The organism is Mesorhizobium sp. M1169, from assembly GCF_040318345.1.
Lineage (GTDB): Bacteria > Pseudomonadota > Alphaproteobacteria > Rhizobiales > Rhizobiaceae > Mesorhizobium.
This window is the reverse complement of record NZ_JAMYME010000002.1, coordinates 155851-177012: the sequence shown is the minus strand read 5'-3', so window position 1 is coordinate 177012 and position 21162 is coordinate 155851. Positions and strand designations below refer to the sequence as shown.

The following is a 21162-nucleotide window of genomic DNA, read 5'->3' as shown; positions in this document are numbered from 1 at the left end:
CTGCCGGCAGCGCAACCGACCTGCGGGTAATCATGAGTTCAAATGCCGACCTGATCGTCACCAATGCCCGTGTGCTGACGATGGACGAAGGCAATCCGACAGCCGAAGCGGTGGCGATAAAGGACGGCAACATCCTGGCGGTTGGCGATCGCCGGACGATCGAGGCGCTGAAAGGGCCGGCCACGAAGATCATCGATGCGCAAGGCGGTTCGGTGGTGCCGGGCTTCATCGAAGCACATATGCACCTTTTCGGCGGCGCCGCCGAACTGGACAATCTGCACCTTCAGGGCGTGCATGGCTTCGATGCGCTGAGCGACGCGATCCGCGCCTACGCTGCGGCACGGCCGAACGCCAAATTGCTGCTTGGGGCCGGCGTCGACTATACCATCCTTTCCAAGGAAGAGCCGGTCACCCGCCATCATCTCGACCGCATCATCGCCGACCGGCCGTTCGCCATGTCGGCTTCCGATCACCACACGATGTGGGCCAACACCAAGGCGCTGAAGCTGGCTGGCATCCTGCACGGCAAGCAACTCGGCCCCGGCAACGAGATCGTCATGGGTGCCGACGGCCTTGCGGCCGGCGAATTGCGTGAGGGCGAGGCGTTTGGGCCGATCCTCGAGCTTTCCGGGCAGAACCGCGTGCGGCTCGGCCTTGCGACAGGCGGCGAGCCCGAGCCGTACCCTTCCGCAGCCGAAGTCGCGGCCGATCGCGACCTGATGCATCGCGGTCTGGAATGGTGCGCCCGCCACGGCATCACCTCGATCCAGAACATGGACGGCAATCTCTACCAGCTCGAACTGCTTGCCGGTTTGGAGCAGGAAGGGCGGCTGCTCTGCCGCACCAAGATACCTTTTCATTTCAAGAACTTCATGACGCTCGACAAGCTGGAAAAGGCATCGAGCATGGCCAACTCCTATCGATCGGAATGGCTGTCGTCCGGCATGGTCAAGATGTTTTACGACGGCGTGCTGGAAGGCTGGACCGCGGTCATGGTCGACGACTATGCCGACCGGCCGGGCTGGCGCGGTGAGCCGCTGTTCACGCCAGAGCATTTCGCCGAGGTGGCAGTGGAGGCCGACCGGCGCGGCCTGCAGATCGCCGTGCATTCGATAGGCGACGGCGCTGTGCGCGCGGTCCTCGACGGTTACGAGGCGGCGCGGCGGAAGAACGGCAGGCGCGACAGCCGGCACCGGGTCGAGCACATCGAGGTCACCACTGCCGCCGACGTGCCGCGCTTTGCCGAACTCGGCGTCGTCGCCTCGATGCAGCCGCCGCACCCGCCCGGCGCCATGGACTTCCCGCTGGAGCCGACGCTCTCGCGCATTGGCCGCGAAAGATGGCCGCTCAGCTATGCCTGGCGGACGCTGAAGCAGGCGGGCGCGCATGTCGTTTTCGCTTCCGACTGGCCGGTGTCGCGGGTCGACCCGATCCTGGGCATTCAGGCGGCGGTGCTGCGCAAACCTTGGGCAGAGGGCGATCCCGACCAGAGCTTCTCGCTGCTGGAAGCGCTTGCGGGCTATACGGTCGAAGGGGCCTATGCCGAATACATGGAACACCGTAAGGGCCGGCTGAAACCAGGCTATCTGGCCGATCTGGTGGTGCTGTCGGCCGATATCGAGGCAACTGAACCGGCTTCCTTGCACAAGGTGCGTTCGGTCAGCACCATCTGCGGCGGCAAGATCACTTACCGGGGTTGATGATGGCGCTGACTATGGCATGGGGCTTGCGTTCTGAACCGAGATCCAGATGCATGGTTGCCAAGCCGACCGGCATATGCTGACAATCGAATGGGAACTGGATCCGCCATCAAGAGCGGACATGAAAATGGGGTAATGCGTGCCGGATCAACCGGGTAAGAGTGCAATCGAGGTCCGCAGCGTCCGCAAGGTGTTCGGTACCGGGGACGCACAAGTCGCCGCTCTCGACACGGTTTCGGTGTCGATCCGCGAGAACGAGTTCTTCACGCTGCTGGGGCCGTCGGGCTGCGGAAAGACGACGCTGCTCAGGCTGATCGCCGGCTTCGATTTTCCCAGCGAAGGCGAAATCCTGCTGCACGGCCACGACATCGCGCCGCTGCCGCCGTTCAAGCGGCCGGTCAACACCGTCTTCCAGTCCTATGCGCTGTTCCCGCACATGACAGTGGCCGAGAATATCGGCTTCGGCCTGGAGATGCTGGGCAAGCCGAAGACCGAAATCAAGGCGCGCGTCGCCGAGATGCTGAAGTTGGTCAAGATGGAGGCGCTGAGTGCCCGCCGCACCAGCCAGATCTCCGGCGGCCAGCAGCAGCGCGTCGCACTGGCCCGCGCGCTGGCGCCGCAGCCGAAAGTGCTGTTGCTCGACGAGCCGCTGTCGGCACTCGACTACAAGCTGCGCAAGGAAATGCAGATCGAACTGAAACGGCTGCAGCACCAGACCGGCATCACCTTCATCTTCGTCACCCATGACCAGGAAGAAGCGCTGACCATGTCCGACCGCATCGCCGTGATGTCGGCCGGCAAGATCCTGCAGGTCGGCACGCCCTGGGACATCTATGACAAGCCGGCCGAGCGCTTCGTCGCCGACTTCATCGGCGAAACCAATTTCCTGACCGCGGCCATCACCGGCATCGGCAACGGCAAGGCGCGCGCGACACTAAAATCCGGCGCGACGATCGACGCGACGGTGGCTGAGGGCTTCCAGCCGAAGGAGAATGCGACGCTGGTGGTCAGGCCGGAACACGCCAAGCTGACCGGCGGCAAGGGCGATCTTTCCGGAACCGTCGAAAACATCGTCTATTTCGGCACCGACACGCATATTCATGTCCAACTGGACAGCGGCGAAGCCTTCACCGTGCGCCAGCAGAACACGCGCAGCGCAGGCTGCGGTTTCGAGCGGGGCGACAAGGTCGGCGTCTCGATCGGCAACGACGCCGCGCAAGTGCTGAGGGATTGATGACGAGCGCGGAAGAAGTCGCCAAGGCGGCCGAACGGCGCGACATCCGCGACCGCTGGCTGCTGTCGGCGCCGGCCCTGCTGATCATCTTCCTTGCAGCAACCGGTCCCTTGCTGATCGTGCTGGTTTATTCGTTTTTGACGCCCGGCCCTTATGGCGACGTGAAGTGGCAATTCTCGCCCGAGGCCTGGACATCGGTGTTCATGGAACGCGACATCTTCGACGACACGCTTTCCATTGCTGCCGCCCATGTCACTATCTTCTGGCGCTCGATCAAGCTTGCCATCGTGACCACGATCGCTACTTTGGCGCTTGGTTTTCCTACTGCCTATTTCATGGCGACGCGCAGCGAGAAGACGCGCGATCTCTGGCTGTTCCTGATCACCATACCGTTCTGGACCAACTTGCTGATCCGCACCTTCGCCGTGCTGCAGATCATCCGCAACGAAGGGTTGATTAACACGGTGCTGCTCAAGCTCGGCATTATCTCGGCGCCGATCCAGATACTCTTCACCGACACGGCAATCCTGATCGGCATGGCCTATGTCTATCTGCCGCTGATGGTGCTGCCGATCTACGCCAGCATGGAAAAACTCGATTTCCGGCTGGTCGAAGCCGGCTACGATCTTTATGCGACACGCTTCCAGGTGCTCAGGCGTATCATTTTCCCGCTGGTCAAGCCGGGCGTCATCGCCGGCTCCATCCTGGTGTTCATTCCGGCGCTCGGCGCCTATGTCACACCGGTCCTATTGGGCGGCGGTAAGACCATGATGCTTTCCAACCTGATCGAGCTGCAGTTCGGGCAAGGCCGCAACTGGCCGCTCGGCTCGGCGCTGTCGATCGCCGTCATGGTCATCGTCATGGTGGCGCTGCTCGCCTATGTGCGCAACACCGGCCGGTCGGAGATGCGTCATGGCTAGCAGCTTCGCAATCAAGCATCAGCCGGGATTCACCGCGATCGCCGCGACCTGCTTCGTCGTGCTCTATCTGCCCATCGTCGTGCTGGTCGTCTATGCCTTCAACGCCGCGACCTCGACGTCGGAATGGGGCGGCTTCTCGCTCAAATGGTTCCAGTCGGCGTGGCAGAACACGCAAGTCATCGACGCCACCGTGCGCTCCTTCCAGATCGGCGCCATCGCGGCGATCCTGGCCACGATCTTCGCCACCATGGCGGCGCTCGCCACCACGCGCACGCCGCCCTATCCCGGCCTGACCTTCAAATATGCCGCCATCAACCAACCTCTGATGGTGCCGGAGATCGTCACCGGCGTGGCGCTGCTGATCTTTTTCTCGCGCATCAAGATATTCACCGGCTATTCCGGGCTCGGCTACCTGATCGCGGCGCATACGGCCTTTTGCATTCCGTTCGCCTACCTGCCGATCCGGGCGCGGCTGGAGAACATGGACCTGACGCTGGAACGGGCAGCCGCCGATCTCTATGCGACGCCGTGGAAGACGTTCCGCCGCATCACCCTGCCGCTGCTTTGGCCCGGCATCCTGGCCGGATTGATGCTGGCCTTCGTTATCTCGCTCGACGATGTCGTCATCACCGAGTTCGTGAAATCGGGCGGCCAGGACACGTTGCCGACCTACATGCTTGGCCAGATACGTCGAGGCATAACGCCGGAGATCAACGCGATATCGACCGTGTTCCTGCTCTTGTCGGTCGCCATCGTGACGTTGTTTTTCTTCATCAGCAGGAAACGGGACTGAAAATCGAAAATGGGAGCTAAAACATGAACTGGAAGACATCAGCGACCGCCGTCGGGTTGGCGCTGCTCGCCTCGACAAGCGGCGCTTTCGCGGACGGCGTTTTGAACATCTACAATTGGGGCAACTACACCAGCCCCGACGTGATCAAGAAGTTCGAGCAGAAATACAACATCAAGGTGACCATCACCGATTACGATTCGAACGATACGGCGCTGGCCAAGGTTCGCCAGGGCGGCACCGGCTTCGACATCGCGGTGCCTTCGCAAACCTTCGTGCCGATCTGGATCAAGGAAGGCCTCGTTCAGGAGACCGATCCCGGCAAGATGGAGAACTTCAAGAACGTGGCGCCGGAATGGGCCAATCCCGATTTCGATCCGGGCCGCAAATATTCCGTGCCATGGGCCTGGGGCACGGTGGGTATCGTGGTGAACACCGATGTCTACAAGGGGCCGTCGGACAGTTGGGGCATCATCTTCAACACACCCGACGAACTGAAGGGCAAGGTCAACGTCGTGCCGGAAATGAACGACGTCATGTTCGCGGCAACCAAATATGTCGGCGCTGCGCAATGCGCCAGCGACAAGGAAACGCTGAAGAAGGTGCGTGACACGCTGGTTGCTGCCAAGCCGAACTGGATCGCGATGGAATACAATACCATCGAGAAAATGGGCGCCGGCGATTTCAAGGCGACCAGCGACTGGAACGGCTCAGCCCTGCGCCAGCGGCTGGCGAACCCCAAGATCCACTATTTCTATCCCAAGGAAGGTTTTGGCCTCTGGAGCGACAACGTCATGGTCCTGAAGGAAGCCAAGAATGTCGAGAACGCCAAGCTGTTCCAGAACTTCATCATGGATCCGGAAAACGCCGCCGGCCTATCCGCCTTCCACCGCTACGCCAACGGCATTGCCGGTTCCGACAAGTACATGCCGGCCGATATGAAGGATGCGCCGGAAGTCATCATCCCGGAAGACGTCAAGGCGCATGGCGAGCTGCAAAAATTGTGTTCCGAGGACGTGCAGGCAATCTACAGCAAGATCTGGACCGAACTGCAGAAGTGACCGCATCGTGATGGACCCGGCGGCAGGCGCCCGCCGGGTCCATTTTGTCCGCATTTTTTAACGTCGCCTATCGGTGGCGACACTGAAAGCCGTGCACGCCATCGCCGCGGCGCTCGCCTAGAACGCCAAAGACCCGGAAGGAAGCGCCCATGGCCGGCAAGACCGCGTTCGAAACCAGATATGGCTTTGCCCGCAAGGAGGTGCTGCTCGGCAATTGGCGGGAAAGCCCGTTCAGCCGGTGGTCGTTCCAGAATGTCGGCGAGCTGGTGCCGAGCGCTGCCGTGGCGGCACAGCCGGGCAGCAGCGAGGCGCCGGCGCAGGATTTCGGCGGGCCACTTGGCGAAAAGGTCGCTCTTGCAGGCGGCGCGGAGACTGTCGCGGCGTTTCTCGCGCGCTCCGATACCGACGCGCTGACGATCATGAAACGCGGCAAATTCGTCGGCGACTGGTTCGCGCGGCATATGGAGTTTGGGGCGCGCCACATCGTCTTTTCGATCAGCAAGTCGCTGACCGCCATTGTTGCCGGCATATTGGAAGGCGAGGGGATTTTCGATCCGCAGGCACCGGTAAGCCGCTATCTGCCCGAAGCCGCCGGCTCGGCCTATGGCGATGCGCGTGTGCGGCACGTGCTCGACATGAGTGTCAGCCTCGATTTCGAAGAGGCCTATCTCGATCCGGAAAGCGCCTTCGCCCGCTACCGCCGCGCCATGCTGTGGAATCCAGGCGGGGGCATCGAGAGCCTGGCCACTTTCCTCACGACGCTGCAGGGCCTGGCCGAGCCGCATGGCCGGACGTTCCGCTACCGTTCGCCCAATTCCGACCTGCTTGGCATCCTGCTCGAACGTGCGTCGGGCCGGCGCTTCGACGATCTGATGCGCGAAAAATTATGGGAGCCGCTCGGCGCCGTCGGCGACGCCTCGGTGACAGTCGACGTGGAAGGCACGGCGCGCACTGCCGGCGGCATTTCGGTGACGCCGCGCGACCTTGCACGCGTCGGCGAGATGATGCGGCAAGGCGGCGTGGCCAATGGCCGCCGCGTCGTGCCGGAAGCCTGGATGCGCGACACGACCGAAACTGGCGGTGACGCCGAGGCCTGGCGGCGCGGCACGATGGCGTTCCTGTTTCCGCGTGGCCGTTATCGCAACAAATGGTACCAGACGGGCGCGGCAAGCGGCGCCTTCTGCGGCATCGGCATCCACGGCCAGTGGCTTTACGTCAATCCGAAGGCCGAAATTGTGATCGCAAAGATGTCGTCGCAGCCGGTACCGGTCGACGATCCGCTCGATCTGGATATGATTTCTTTCTTCGAGGCGCTGAGCCGGATGGTCTGATCCATCCAGGCAGCCCGACCTTTCCTGTGGACCTCTCGCCGGGTTGAAAATGGCGCAGTTGGCGCGGCAGTGCTCTGCGCCTATGGTCGCTGCTCGTTTCGACTAGCGACAGGTACGACATGGCAGCCGACATCAAGCGCATCGCAACCATCATAGCCGCCGAGATCGCCGCGCGGCCCGAACAGGCTGCGGCGGCGATCGGCTTGCTCGACGACGGCGCGACCGTGCCGTTCGTGGCGCGCTACCGCAAGGAGGTCACCGGCGGCCTCGACGACACGCAGCTGCGCGACCTCGCCGAGCGGCTGGCCTATCTGCGCGAACTCGACGCGCGCCGCGACACCATCCTTGGTTCGATCCGCGAGCAGGGCAAGCTGACCGAGGAGCTCGAAGCAAAGATCGCTGCAGCCGCTACCAAGGCCGAACTCGAAGACATCTACCTGCCTTACAAGCCGAAGCGCCGGACCAAGGCCGAGATCGCACGCGAGCGCGGGCTCGGGCCTCTGGCGGAAGCTATTCTCGCCGACCGTACGGCTGTACCCGCCGAGCTGGCGCTGGCCTACATCAGCGAGGACGTGGCCGACGCCAAGGCGGCGCTCGAGGGTGCGCGCGATATCCTGTCCGAACAGTTCGCCGAGAATGCCGATCTGGTCGGCAGATTGCGGACCTACATGAAGGAACGCGCCTTTCTGCGCTCGCGCGTCGTCGACGGCAAGCAGGAGGCCGGCGCGAAATTTTCCGACTATTTCGACCATGTCGAGCGCTGGGCCAACGTGCCGAGCCATCGCGCGCTGGCCATGTTGCGCGGCCGCAACGAGGAGGTTCTGTCACTCGACATCGAAGTCGATGCCGATGACGCCTCTCCGGTGAAACCGGTTGAGCGGATGATCGCCGACGCCTACGCCATCGGCCGCCAGTTGCCGGGAGACCGCTGGCTGATGGAGGTCGCCGGCTGGACCTGGCGCACAAAGCTGTCGCTGCACCTGACGCTCGATCTGATGCGCGATCTGCGCGAGCGGGCCGAAGAAGGAGCCATCCATGTCTTCGCCCGCAATCTCAAGGATTTGCTGCTTGCCGCCCCTGCCGGCTCACGGCCGACGATGGGGCTCGATCCGGGCATTCGCACCGGCGTCAAGGTGGCGGTGGTGGACGGCACCGGCAAGCTGCTGGCGACGACAACGGTCTATCCGTTCCCGCCGAAGAACGACGTGCGCGGCACGCAGGCCGAACTGGCCAAGCTCATCCGGCTGCACAAGGTCGAGCTGATCTCGATCGGCAACGGCACCGGCAGCCGCGAGACCGAAAGGCTGGTGGCCGACATGCTGGCTGACATGCCTGCCGGGTCCGGGCCGAAGCCGCTCAAGGTGATCGTCAGCGAGGCCGGCGCCTCGGTCTATTCCGCCTCGGCAACGGCGGCGGCGGAATTTCCCGGCCTCGACGTGTCGCTGCGCGGGGCAGTGTCCATCGCGCGGCGCCTGCAGGATCCGCTCGCCGAACTGGTCAAGATCGAGCCCAAGTCGATCGGCGTCGGCCAGTACCAGCACGACGTCGATCAGTACCGCCTCGGCCGCTCGCTGGAAGCCGTGGTCGAGGATGCGGTAAACGCCGTCGGCGTCGATCTCAACACGGCCTCAGCGCCGCTTCTGGCGCGGGTTTCGGGTCTCGGCGCATCGCTGGCCGAGGCGATCGTTGCGCATCGCGATGCCTCCGGCCCGTTCGCCAGCCGCCGCGAACTGTTGAAGGTCTCCCGCCTTGGACCCCGCGCGTTCGAGCAATGCGCCGGCTTCCTGCGCATTCCAAACGGCAGCGAACCCCTCGATGCCTCGGCCGTGCATCCGGAAGCCTATGGCGTTGCCAAGAAGATCGTCGCGGCCTGCGGGCGCGACGTCCGCTCGCTGATGGGCGACAGCGCCGCACTCAAGGCGCTCGATCCGCGCGTCTTCGTCGATGAGCGCTTCGGCCTGCCGACGGTGCGCGACATCCTGGCGGAGCTGGAAAAGCCCGGCCGCGATCCGCGCCCCGGCTTCAAGACCGCGACCTTTGCCGACGGCATCGACGACATCAAGGATCTGAAGCCCGGCATGCAGCTTGAAGGCACCGTCACCAATGTCGCGGCTTTCGGCGCCTTCGTCGATATCGGCGTGCACCAGGACGGATTGGTGCACGTCTCGCAACTGGCCGATCGGTTCATCAAGGACGCGCATGAGGTGGTCAAGGCCGGCGACGTGGTCAAGGTGCGTGTCGTCGACGTCGATATCAAGCGCAAGCGCATCGGCCTGTCGATGCGCAAGGATGGTGACGGTGGCGCACCGAAGCCGCGCGACAATGGCGGCAGGCCGGTGCCGCGCGCGCCCGCGCCCCAACGCCAGCCGGAGCGGCCGGTGCAGCAGGGCGCGTTCGGCGCCGCTTTGGCCGATGCGTTGAAGCGGAAATAATTTCGCGAGCCGGCTGTGGCAGGTCAGACGGCGGCGCTCGACATTGATGATCCATCACCAATGCTCATGGATCGGCGAAGCTATTTCGTTTGATTTTTTCAGGACGGGAGCCGATAAGCCGCGCGTTTCAAGATTTCTGTTTCGATGCATGTCGTTATCCCAAGCTGCGGAACACCCTCGGGTCAGGCCCGCGGCAAGCTTTGGGCGACATGGATGAGTTTGGGAGACCGAGAGCCATGGCCGCCGACAAGAACGCATTCGTCTGGGATGATCCTTTCCTGATCGAGGACCAGCTTTCGGAGGACGAGCGCATGGTGCGCGATGGCGCCGCGGCGTTTGCCGCCGACAAGCTCGCTCCTAAGATCGAGGAAGCCTATCTCGAGGAGAAGACCGACGCCGGGATCTTTCGCGAGATGGGCGAGGCCGGACTGCTCGGCATCACCATCCCCGAGGAATATGGCGGGCTCGGCGCCAACTACGTCACCTACGGGCTGGTCGCGCGGGAAGTGGAACGGATCGACTCGGGCTATCGCTCGATGATGAGCGTGCAGTCGTCGCTGGTGATGTATCCGATCCATGCCTATGGCTCGGAAGAGCAGCGCAGGAAATACCTGCCGAAGCTGGCGTCGGGCGAATGGATCGGCTGCTTCGGCCTGACCGAGCCGGATGCCGGCTCCGATCCGGGCGGCATGAAGACGCGGGCCGAGAAGACCGCGAGCGGCTACAGGATCTCCGGCTCGAAAATGTGGATTTCCAACGCGCCGATCGCCGACGTGTTCGTCGTCTGGGCAAAGTTGTCCGACGAAAGTGGGGGCGCGCATGACAACCAGATTCGCGGCTTTGTCCTGGAAAAGGGCATGAACGGGCTGTCGGCGCCGAAGATCGGTGGCAAGCTGTCGCTGCGAGCCTCGATCACCGGCGAAGTGGTGATGGAAGGCGTCGAGGTCGGCGACGACGCGTTGCTGCCCAACGTCTCGGGTCTCAAAGGGCCGTTCGGCTGCCTCAACCGGGCACGCTACGGAATTTCCTGGGGCGCCATGGGCGCGGCCGAGGATTGCTGGCACCGCGCCCGCCAGTATGGCCTCGACCGCAAGCAGTTCGGCAAGCCGCTGGCCGGTACGCAGCTTTTCCAGAAGAAGCTCGCCGACATGCAGACCGAGATCGCGCTCGGCCTGCAGGGCAGCCTGCGCGTCGGGCGGCTGATGGACGAAGGCAAGATGGCGCCGGAGATGATCTCGCTCGTCAAGCGCAACAATTGCGGCAAGGCGCTCGACATCGCCCGCCAGGCCCGCGACATGCATGGCGGCAACGGCATCCAGATCGGCTACCACGTCATGCGCCACGCCCAGAACCTGGAAACCGTCAACACCTACGAGGGCACGCATGACGTGCATGCGCTGATCCTCGGACGGGCGCAGACCGGGTTGCAGGCATTCTTTTAGGGTTCAGGCTCCGCTTCCAGGATGCCCGTGCCTGGTATCTCCCCTCGCAAAGCGGGAGATCGGCAACTTTCGTCGACCATGCCACATTTTGTTCTTGCTTTGTGCCGGCAGCTATGCTACTAATTTGGGTATGGTGCTAATTGGCTCCAAAGACCCGCCCGCCGAGGCGGGTTTTTCTTTTCCGCTCTTTTCGACGATGCATCGCGTGTGCTGCCGATCATCGATATCGGCGGGAAGCGCCCGGTGCTGACCCGCCGGACTTCGGCTCTGCAGCGTTGCAACGTCTTGCCGCCACACTGCGGAATCCCGGGGTCGGCGCTCCGTTTCGTGAGCTATGAAAGCTGCTTGATTTAGGTGCAGCGCAACATCTCTGCTTGGAGAATGGTCAGCATTCGTGTCAGGGTTCAGCGAACTCCTTTTGAAACGCCGACTTCAGGGGCACCATGGCAATTCTGGCAGCCGTCTATCACCTGACCCATTACAAATACGACCGGCCGGTCGTATTAGGCCCGCAAGTCATAAGGTTGCAGCCTGCGCCGCATTCCCGCACCAAGGTGCTCAGCCATTCGCTGAAGGTCGGGCCGGCAAATCACTTCGTCAATCTGCAGCAGGACCCCTACGGCAATTTCCTGGCCCGCTTCGTCTTTCCCGAGCCGGTGACGGAACTGAAGATCGAGGTCGATCTCGTTGCCGACATGACGGTCTACAATCCGTTCGATTTCTTCGTCGAACCGTTGGCCGAGACGTTTCCATTCGAATACCCCGAAGAGATCCGGGACGATCTGACCATCTACCGAACGCCGGAACCGGCGGGGCCGCTGTTGGAGGCATTCCTGAAAACCATCGCGCGCCACCCGACCAACACCGTCAATTTTGTCGTCGACCTCAATGCGCGGCTGCAGCGCGAGATCGCGTATATCGTGCGCATGGAAACCGGCGTCTTCTCGCCCGAGGAAACGCTGGCCGCCGGCAAGGGGTCGTGCCGGGATTCGAGCTGGCTCCTGGTGCAGATACTGAGGAACCTCGGCATCGCCGCGCGTTTCGTCTCCGGCTATCTGATCCAGCTGAAGCCCGACCTCGTCGCTCTTGACGGGCCGCCCGGCACGGCGACCGATTTCACTGACCTCCATGCCTGGTGCGAGGTGTATCTGCCGGGCGCCGGCTGGATCGGCTTCGACCCGACCTCCGGCCTGCTCACCGGCGAAAGCCATGTGCCGCTCGCGGCAACGCCGCATTTCCGCAATGCCGCGCCGATTTCCGGCATGGCGAGCTTCGCCAATGTCGAATTCGGCTTCGACATGCGGGTAGACCGCATCGCCGAGCATCCGCGCATTACCAAGCCGTTCTCCGACGAGAGCTGGCAGGCGCTGGACGCGCTGGGGGTCCAGGTCGATGCCGCGCTCCAGGCCGGCGATGTGCGGCTGACCATGGGCGGCGAGCCGACCTTCGTCTCGATCGACGATTTCGAGGCTGCAGAGTGGAACACCGCCGCCGTCGGGCCGACCAAGCGGGAAAAGGCCGATGCCCTGATCCGCCGGCTGCGCGAACGCTTCGCGCCGGGCGGCTTCCTGCATTACGGACAGGGCAAGTGGTACCCCGGAGAAAGCCTGCCGCGCTGGACGTTCTCGCTCTACTGGCGCGCCGACGGCGAGCCGGTGTGGAGCGATCCGTCGCTGATCGCACGGGAAAACAGCGAGGCGGATGTCGGACCGCAGCAGGCCGAAGGCCTGCTGACGGCGATTGCCGACGAACTCGGCATCGACAAGACGATGGTCAGCGAAGCCTATGAGGATCCGGCCGAGTGGCTGCTCAAGGAAGGCAAGCTGCCTGACAACGTCGATCCTTCCAATTCGAAGCTGGAGGATCCGGAGGAGCGCAGCCGCATGGCGCGGGTGTTCGAACGCGGGCTGACCAAGCCGTCGGGCTATGTGCTGCCCGTCCAGCGCTGGAACAGCCAGGCTTCCGGACCGCGCTGGCGCTCGGAGAAATGGAAGACGCGGCGCGGCAGGCTGTTCCTGGTGCCCGGCGATTCGCCGGTCGGCTACCGCCTGCCGCTCGGCACGCTGCCGTATGTGCCGCCGGCGCAGTTTCCCTATATCGTGCCGGTCGATCCATCGCTGCCGCGCGGCCCGCTGCCGGCGCGCGAGGCGATCTTGCCCGGTTCTGTTTCTTCGCCGGCTGCGGCCGAACTGGAAGGCGCCGACGAAATGGCGCGACGCCAGCAGGCCGTTTCCTTCACGGCCGCCACCGGCCAGCAGGACCTGGGCGAACAGGAGATCACGGAGATCGGCGGCGCCGGGCGCACGGCGCTTTCGGTCGAGCCGCGCGACGGACGGCTTTGCGTTTTCATGCCGCCGGTTGAAGCGCTGGAGGACTATCTCGAACTGGTCGCGGCGGCGGAGAACGCGGCAAGGGCGATCGGACTGCCTGTGCATATCGAGGGCTACGGCCCGCCGCACGATCCGCGCCTCAATGTCATCCGTGTTGCACCCGATCCCGGCGTCATCGAGGTCAACATCCACCCCGCCGCGAATTGGCAGGACTGCGTGGCGACGACCACGGCGATCTACGAGGAGGCGCGGCAGACGCGGCTTGGCGCCGACAAGTTCATGATCGACGGCCGCCATACCGGCACCGGCGGCGGCAACCACGTCGTCGTCGGCGGCGCAACGCCCAATGACAGTCCGTTCCTGCGCCGCCCCGACCTGTTGAAGAGCCTGGTGCTGCAATGGCAGCGGCATCCGTCGCTGTCCTATCTGTTCTCCGGCCTGTTCATCGGCCCGACCAGCCAGGCGCCGCGCTTCGACGAGGCGCGCCACGATTCGCTTTACGAACTCGAAATCGCGATGGCGCAGGTGCCGCATCCGGACAAGGGCGCGGCACCCCTGCCGTGGCTGGTCGACCGGCTGTTCCGCAATCTTCTGACCGACGTGACCGGCAATACCCATCGCTCGGAAATCTGCATCGACAAGCTGTTTTCGCCGGACGGGCCGACCGGCCGGCTCGGGCTGGTCGAATTCCGCGGCTTCGAGATGCCGCCCAACGCGCGCATGAGCCTGGCGCAGCAATTGCTGGTGCGCGCCATCATCGCCCGGGCCTGGAAGAACCCGCTCGACGGCCGCTTCGTGCGCTGGGGCACTTCGCTGCACGACCGTTTCATGCTGCCGCATTATGTCTGGGCGGATTTTCTCGATGTGCTGGACGACCTCAAGCTGAACGGCTTTGCATTCCGTCCGGAATGGTTCGATGCCCAGCTCGAATTCCGCTTCCCGTTCTGCGGCGACGTCCAGCATGCCGGCGTCAAGCTGGAGCTCAGGCAGGCGCTCGAGCCGTGGCACGTGATGGGCGAGCAAGGCGCGATCGGCGGCACCGTACGGTTTGTCGATTCCTCCGTCGAAAGGCTGCAGGTGAAGACCGAGGGGCTCAACCCGGAGCGTCACGCCGTCGTCTGCAACGGCCGCGTCGTGCCGATGAAGGTGACCGACAACCGCGAGATCGCGGTGGCCGGCGTGCGCTTCAAGGCCTGGCAGCCGGCGTCGGGCCTGCATCCGGCGCTGCCGGTCAACACTCCGCTGGTCTTCGACATCTATGATCGCTGGTCGGGCCGCGCGGTCGGCGGCTGCGTCTACCATGTCGCGCATCCCGGCGGGCGCAGCTATGACACCTTCCCGGTCAATGGCAACGAAGCGGAGGCGCGGCGGCTCGCTCGCTTCGAGCCGCGTGGCCATACGCCGTCCAGCTATGTGCTGTGCAACGAAGAAGCCTCTGAAGATTTCCCGATGACCCTTGACCTTCGGCGGCCGCAAAGACTCTGATCAGCCATGGCGAAGGGGAATCACAAAAGGCTGCGCAGCAAGCCGCAGACCCACAGTCTGCTGGAGCACTACCAGCCGATCGACGGCGTCGTCGACGAGATGGTCGATGCGTCGGGCAATCCGCGGCCGGCCTGGCGGCACTTCATCGAGGCGCTGGAGGACCTGGGGCCGGAAAAGCTTGCCCAGCGCTTCGCCCGCGCCGACCAGTACCTGCGCGACGCCGGCGTCTACTACCGCGTCTATGACAAGGCCGGCGCCAACGAGCGGGAATGGCCGCTGGCGCATGTGCCGCTGCTGATCGAGGAGCAGGAATGGGCTGACATCAGCGCCGGCCTGGTCCAGCGCGCCGATCTGTTCGAGGAGACCATCGCCGACATTTACGGGCCGAACCGGCTGGTCGAGAAAGGCATTCTGCCGGCCGGATTGATCGCGGCCAGCCCGGAATATTTGCGGCCGGTCGTCGGCACCAGGCCGGCCAGCGGCCATTTCCTGCATTTCTGCGCCTTCGAGCTCGGTCGTGGCCCGGACGGCCGCTGGTGGGTGCTTGGCGACCGCACACAGGCGCCGTCGGGCGCCGGCTTTGCGCTGGAAAACCGCGTCGCCACCACGAGGGCGCTGTCCGACATCTACGGCGAGATGCATGTGCACCGCCTGGCCGGCTTCTTCCGTCGCTTCCGCGACGCGCTGATCGGCATGGCCAGGCAAGCCGGCGGCCGTGTCGCCATACTGACGCCGGGACCGCTGAACGAAACCTATTACGAACATGCCTATATCGCCCGCTATCTCGGCATCATGCTGCTCGAGGGCGAGGACCTGACCGTCTCGGGCGGCAGGCTGATGGTGCGCACGGTTTCGGGGCTGATGCCGGTGAGCGTCTTGTGGCGGCGGCTCGACGCCGCCTTCGCCGATCCGCTTGAATTGCGGCCGGACTCGCAGATCGGCACGCCGGGGCTGGTCGAGGCGGTTCGGCAAGGGGCGGTTTCGGCCGTCAATGCACTGGGCTCCGGCCTGATGGAGACGCGCGCGCTGCTCGCCTTCCTGCCCAAGATTTCGCGCGCCCTGCGCAACGAGGAACTGCTGCTGCCGACGGTCGCGACATGGTGGTGCGGGCAGGAGACGGAGCGTGAACATGTGCTCGCCAACATCGATAGCATGGTGATCGGCCCGGCGCTGTCGACGCGGCTTGCCTTCGAGGACGACGGCTCGACCAAGCTCGGGTCAGCGCTGTCGGTCGAGGAACGGGCCGAGCTCGTCGCCAGGATCGAACGGGACGGCGGCGACTTCGTCGGCCAGGAAGCGGTGACGCTGTCGACCACGCCTGTCTATGTCGGCGGCTGGCTGGAGCCGCGGCCGGCAAGCCTGCGCGTCTATCTGGCGCGGACGCCGGAAGGCTGGACGGTGATGCCGGGCGGGTTTGCCCGTGTCGGCTTTTCGCTCGACCCGACGGCCATCGCCATGCAGCGCGGCGGCCAGGCGGCGGATGTCTGGGTGGTCAGCGACATGCCGGTCGAGCGCGCGACGCTGCTGCCGCAGGAGCACGACAGCTTCACCCGAACCCTGCCAGGCAGCCTGCCCAGCCGCGCGGCTGAGAACCTGACATGGCTCGGCCGCTATATCGAGCGTTCGGAAGACACGGTGCGCATCCTGCGCGCCTACCATGTGCGGCTGGCCGAGACATCCGATCCCGAGATGCCGCTGCTCGCCGATATCAGCGACTATCTCGCGCCGTTCGGCATCGACGTCGAGACGGCAATCCCATTGGGGCTCATCGGCACGCTGGACAGCGCCGTTTACAGCGCCGGGCAGATCCGCGACCGCTTCTCGCCCGATGGCTGGCTGGCATTGAAGGATCTGTCGAAGACCATCCATCAATTTGCCGCGACAGTGGCGCCGGGCGACGACGCGACAAGGGCAATGACGGTCATCCTGCGCAAGCTGGCCGGGTTTTCCGGCCTGCTGCACGAGAACATGTACCGCTTTGCCGGCTGGCGTTTCCTGGAAATCGGCCGCAGGCTCGAACGCGGCATCCAGATCGCCCGCACGCTCGCCCGGCTGACCGGAGCCCAGGCGCCGGAAGGTGCGCTCGACATGATGCTGGAGATCGGCGACAGCGTCATGACCCACCGTCGGCAATATCCGGTGCAGGCGGGGCGGCGCACGGTGGTCGACCTTTTGGCGCTCGATCCGCTCAACCCGCGCTCAATCCTTTTCCAGCTCGAACGGCTGAAGGCCGAAATCGCGCTGCTGCCCGCTGTCGGCGCTGAAGGCCATATGTCGCCGGCGGCCAAGGAAATCCTGCAGCTCAACACGTCGATCGCCATCAAGGAGCCCTCGGACATGACGGCCAAGGCCCTCGGCGATCTCGCCAATGAAATCGGCGGGCTCTACAACAGCCTCGCCAAAGCCTATTTCGGGTAGAGAGAGCATGCTCTACGACATCAGGCTTCACCTGCGTTACGACTATGATGCGGCGGCCGGCGGCGGCCGCCATCAGGTGCGCGTGCTGCCGCCGACCATCCCTGGCGTGCAGCGCGTCATTGCCGCTTCACTGTCTTTTGTGCCGGCCCCCAGCGAACGTTCCGACTTTTCCGACTTTTTCGGCAACAGTGTCACCTCGATCGCCTTTCGTGACGCGCATGATGCGCTCGACATCAGGATGAGCGCGCGCGTGTCGGTATCGCGGCCGGAACCCGGGCTCGACGTATCGCCGGACATACGCCGGCTGAGGGAAGAACTCGGCGCAGTGCACTCGCTGGCGCCGGCTTCGCCGCATCACTTTCTGGCCGCCAGCGATCATGCCGGCATCGACGCGGCAATCACTGCCTATGCGAAAGGCAGTGCCGGCAGTTCGACAGTCGGCACGGCCATGGCTCTGTGCAACCGCATTCACCGCGATTTCACCTATGACGGCGAGGCGACCACCGTGCAGACGCGGGCCAGCGACGCCTTTGGCCTGAAGCGCGGCGTCTGCCAGGATTTTTCCCACATCATGATCGCCGGCCTGCGCGGCCTCGGTATTCCCGCGGGCTATGTCAGCGGGTTCCTGCGCACCATCCCGCCGCGCGGGAAGCCGCGGCTCGAAGGCGCCGACGCCATGCACGCCTGGGTCAAGGTGTGGTGCGGGCGCGATGCCGGCTGGCAGGAATTCGATCCGACCAATGGCATGCGGGCAAGCAACGACCATATCACGGTCGGCTACGGCCGCGATTACTCCGATGTGGCGCCGATCGTCGGCGTGCTGAAAACCACCGGCGGGCAGGTCGGCGAGCAAGCGGTCGACGTCATTCCGGTCGTGCTCGAAAAGGCGTGACGACGCACGTCTTCGTTGCACGGCGACGTCGATAGGCTGTTCTGGAACCAAGAGATCAAGAGGCGTTGGAACCCGCAGCCGGCAAGCGGCTTATCTACGGAAATTCCGTGGAGAGGACATGCTGGACAAATCCGGGTCGTCGTCTGGCCAATCGGCTGTGAGGAAAGCTGCACCAAAAAACGCGGTGCCGCACAACGGAGCGCTGGAGAACGGCGCGCAAGCCTCGGCCGTTCGGGCCTCGCTCAACTATGTCACCGACACTGAACCCGGTATTCGCCGGCTGCGTTCGGGCAAGGGGTTCTCGTACAAAGGACCCGACGGGCGGATTGTCGACGGGGAGGCGCTGGCACGCATCAAGGCGCTCGCCATTCCACCGGCCTGGACGGATGTGTGGATCTCGCCGGATGCCGACGGTCACATCCAGGCGACCGGTCGGGACCAGCGCGGCCGCAAACAATACCGCTATCACCCGCACTGGGCGGAGGAGCGTGACGGCGTCAAATATTCGAGCCTGATCGCCTTCGCCGAAAGCCTGCCCGAACTGCGGCGGCAGATCGACGTCGATTTGCGCCGTCACGGCCTGCCGCTGGAACGCGTCGTTGCGGCTATCGTCTGGCTGCTCGACAACACGATGATCCGTGTCGGCAATGCCGCCTATGCCCGCGACAACAAGAGTTTTGGGCTGACCACGCTGCGTGACCGCCATGTCGACATCAAGGGCTCGAGCCTGCGTTTTGCCTTCATCGGTAAATCCGGCAAGGAATGGAGATTGAAGCTTGTCGATCGCCGGATTGCCAAGGTCGTGCGTGGAGCGCAGGACCTGCCGGGGCAGAAGTTGTTCCAGTATCTCGACGAGGACGGAAACAGGCGTCCGGTGCGCTCAGACGACGTCAACCGCTATATCAGGGAAAACGCCGGAGCGGAGTTCAGCTCCAAGCACTTCAGAACCTGGGGTGGCACCATCCATGCGGCGTCGCTGTTTGCGCAAACCGAACGTCCGGAAAGCCAGGCGCAGCAAAAGCGGGTGATGAACAATATCATCGACAAGGTTGCCGAGCGGCTCGGCAATACGCGCGCGGTTTGTCGCCAATGCTACATCCATCCGGAAGTGTTCCGCGCCTGGCCCGAAGGACGGCTGCTGGACGAAATGGCGGATGCCAACCAAGGCAAGCGCTCGATCGCCGGGCTCGACGACGAGGAGGCCTTGGTCTTGAGATGGCTGAAGGCGAGGGAATGACGCCAGACCGGGGGCGTATTTTTTTGTCGACGCCATGTCGGCATCGGTCCTAGTGTTTCGTCCTTTGACAGAGAAAAGGACGACCCATGCTCTACGCGATCCTCTGCTATGCCTCCGAAGACGTCGTCTGCTCCTGGAGCAAGGAGCAGGACGACGCCGTCATGGAAAAACTTCTGGGTGTGCAGGAAAAATATGCCCAGGCGGGCCGGCTTGGCCCGGTGGCGCGGCTCTTGCCGACGACCGCGGCGACGACGCTGAGGAAGGTCAAGGGCGAATCGATCGTCATCGACGGCCCGTTTGCCGAAACCAAGGAACAGTTCCTCGGCTTTTACACGCTCGAATGCGCCGACCTCGATGAGGCCGTCGACTTCGCGCGCGAGCTTTCCGAGGTCAACCCGAGCGGCGGCTCCTACGAAATCCGGCCGGTCTCGCTCTTCAATCCCGCCAAGGTTTCCGCATGACCGAACTCGCCTGGATCAGCACGGCAATCAGCACCGCTCGCCCGCAGGCGATGGGGGCATTGCTGCGCTACTTCCGCGACCTCGACGCGGCGGAGGAAGCATTCCAGGACGCCTGCCTGAGGGCACTGAACAACTGGCCGAAAAACGGTCCGCCGCGCGATCCGGCAGCCTGGCTGATCTTCGTCGGCCGCAACAGCGGCATCGATGCGGTGCGCAAGCGCGCCAAGCAGGCGCCGCTGCCGGAGGAGGACCAGATCTCCGATCTGGAGGATGCCGAGAGCGACGTCGCCGAGCGGCTGGACGGGGCGCATTACCGCGACGATATTTTGCGGCTGCTGTTTATCTGCTGCCATCCCGACCTGCCGGCCACACAGCAGATCGCGGTGGCGTTACGCATCGTCTCCGGCCTGACGGTCAAGCAGATCGCCCGCGCCTTCCTGGTCGGTGAAAGCGCCATGGAGCAGCGTATCACGCGCGCCAAGGCGCGTATCGCCGACGCCGGGGTGCCGTTCGAGACGCCGGGAGCGGTCGAGCGCTCCGAACGGCTCGCCGCCGTCGCCGCCATGGTCTACTTGATCTTCAACGAAGGCTATTCCAGCAACAGCGGCGAGGCTTCGGCGCGTGCGCCGCTTTGCGAAGAGGCGATCCGGCTGGCCCGGCTGCTGCTCAGGCTGTTCCAGACCGAGCCGGAGATCATGGGGCTGACGGCGCTGTTGCTGCTGCAGCATGCACGCTCGCCGGCTCGCTTCGACGAGAACGGCGAGATCGTGCTGCTCGAAGACCAGGACCGCAGCCTGTGGAGCCGCAAGATGATTGATGAAGGCCTGGCGCTGGTCGATAAGGCGTTGCGCCATCGCAAGCCCGGTCCCTACCAGGTGCAAGCGGCGATAGCCGCACTGCATGCGCGGGCGGAAAAGCCCGAGGATACGGACTGGAACGAGATCGACCTGCTCTACGGCCTGCTCGAGCAGATGCAGCCGTCGCCGGTGGTGACGCTCAACCGCGCCGTCGCGGTCTCCAAGGTGCGTGGACCGGAAGCCGCACTCGCCATGATCGAGCCGCTGGAGGGAAGGCTTTCCGGCTATTTCCATTTCTTCGGCCTCAAGGGCGGACTGCTGATGCAGCTTGGCCGCGGCGAGGAGGCGCGCGTCGCTTTCGACCGCGCCATCGCGCTTGCCAATACGGCCGCCGAGGCAGCGCATATCCGCATGCATATCGACCGGCTGATGAAAGAAAGCGCCGTGCGGGAAACCGCCAAGACGGCACACTGATTCGCTCCATCTGGCTGGTTCAACAGTCGGACGCCGGCTTGGACCATGCCGGGGTGGCGATTTCTCCCTGAAACGCGTAATGCCACGCCATGACAGCGCCTGGTGTGCCAACCGGCAGGGAGCGGGTATGGCGCAAGGCTCGGACCGACGCCATATGA

At 64.2% G+C, this 21162-nt stretch carries 14 protein-coding genes; all 14 read left to right on the top strand.

Features of this window, described 5'->3' with window-relative positions:
• The first annotated feature begins 32 nt into the window (after positions 1–32).
• The 14 genes from NKH41_RS02655 to NKH41_RS02590 all read left to right on the top strand — a co-directional run bounded on the left by NKH41_RS02655 (position 33) and on the right by NKH41_RS02590 (position 21004).
• Positions 33–1700 carry an amidohydrolase gene (locus NKH41_RS02655; protein ID WP_352767159.1) on the top strand — a complete coding sequence of 556 codons (1668 nt, stop codon included), beginning with the start codon at positions 33–35 and terminating at the stop codon, positions 1698–1700.
• A gap of 139 nt (positions 1701–1839) precedes the next feature.
• Entirely contained in the window at positions 1840–2934 is a 1095-nt protein-coding gene (locus tag NKH41_RS02650) for an ABC transporter ATP-binding protein (RefSeq protein ID WP_352767160.1), read from the top strand.
• The gene (locus tag NKH41_RS02645; protein WP_352767162.1) at positions 2934–3854 is read left to right on the top strand and encodes an ABC transporter permease; all 921 of its coding nucleotides are present in this window, start codon (positions 2934–2936) and stop codon (positions 3852–3854) included. Before NKH41_RS02650 ends, NKH41_RS02645 begins: the two co-directional genes overlap by 1 nt.
• The gene (locus NKH41_RS02640) at positions 3847–4647 is read left to right on the top strand and encodes an ABC transporter permease (protein ID WP_352469567.1); all 801 of its coding nucleotides are present in this window, start codon (positions 3847–3849) and stop codon (positions 4645–4647) included. Before NKH41_RS02645 ends, NKH41_RS02640 begins: the two co-directional genes overlap by 8 nt.
• Before the next feature lie 23 nt (positions 4648–4670).
• On the top strand, positions 4671–5705 hold the full coding sequence (locus tag NKH41_RS02635) for an ABC transporter substrate-binding protein (protein ID WP_352539328.1): 1035 nt from the start codon (positions 4671–4673) through the stop codon (positions 5703–5705).
• A gap of 149 nt (positions 5706–5854) precedes the next feature.
• Positions 5855–7036 carry a serine hydrolase domain-containing protein gene (locus tag NKH41_RS02630; RefSeq protein WP_352767164.1) on the top strand — a complete coding sequence of 394 codons (1182 nt, stop codon included), beginning with the start codon at positions 5855–5857 and terminating at the stop codon, positions 7034–7036.
• Positions 7037–7155: 119 nt separating this feature from the next.
• On the top strand, positions 7156–9468 hold the full coding sequence (locus tag NKH41_RS02625; protein WP_352777051.1) for a Tex family protein: 2313 nt from the start codon (positions 7156–7158) through the stop codon (positions 9466–9468).
• Between the two features lie 236 nt (positions 9469–9704).
• Positions 9705–10910 carry an acyl-CoA dehydrogenase gene (locus NKH41_RS02620; RefSeq protein WP_352767165.1) on the top strand — a complete coding sequence of 402 codons (1206 nt, stop codon included), beginning with the start codon at positions 9705–9707 and terminating at the stop codon, positions 10908–10910.
• A gap of 443 nt (positions 10911–11353) precedes the next feature.
• Complete coding sequence (locus NKH41_RS02615; protein ID WP_352932035.1) at positions 11354–14725, top strand: transglutaminase family protein; 3372 nt, start codon at positions 11354–11356, stop codon at positions 14723–14725.
• Positions 14726–14731: 6 nt separating this feature from the next.
• A complete protein-coding gene (locus NKH41_RS02610) occupies positions 14732–17143 on the top strand; it encodes a circularly permuted type 2 ATP-grasp protein (protein WP_352767167.1) in 2412 nt (803 codons plus the stop codon).
• Between the two features lie 7 nt (positions 17144–17150).
• Positions 17151–18035 carry a transglutaminase family protein gene (locus NKH41_RS02605; protein ID WP_352448166.1) on the top strand — a complete coding sequence of 295 codons (885 nt, stop codon included), beginning with the start codon at positions 17151–17153 and terminating at the stop codon, positions 18033–18035.
• A gap of 118 nt (positions 18036–18153) precedes the next feature.
• Positions 18154–19272 (top strand): DNA topoisomerase IB, encoded by a 1119-nt coding sequence (locus NKH41_RS02600; RefSeq protein ID WP_352767169.1) that lies wholly within the window; start codon positions 18154–18156, stop codon positions 19270–19272.
• 86 nt (positions 19273–19358) lie between these two features.
• Positions 19359–19733 carry a YciI family protein gene (locus NKH41_RS02595; RefSeq protein WP_254817007.1) on the top strand — a complete coding sequence of 125 codons (375 nt, stop codon included), beginning with the start codon at positions 19359–19361 and terminating at the stop codon, positions 19731–19733.
• Positions 19730–21004, top strand: a complete 1275-nt coding sequence (locus NKH41_RS02590) for an RNA polymerase sigma factor (RefSeq protein WP_352448164.1) — start codon at positions 19730–19732, stop codon at positions 21002–21004. Before NKH41_RS02595 ends, NKH41_RS02590 begins: the two co-directional genes overlap by 4 nt.
• Positions 21005–21162: the final 158 nt, after the last annotated feature.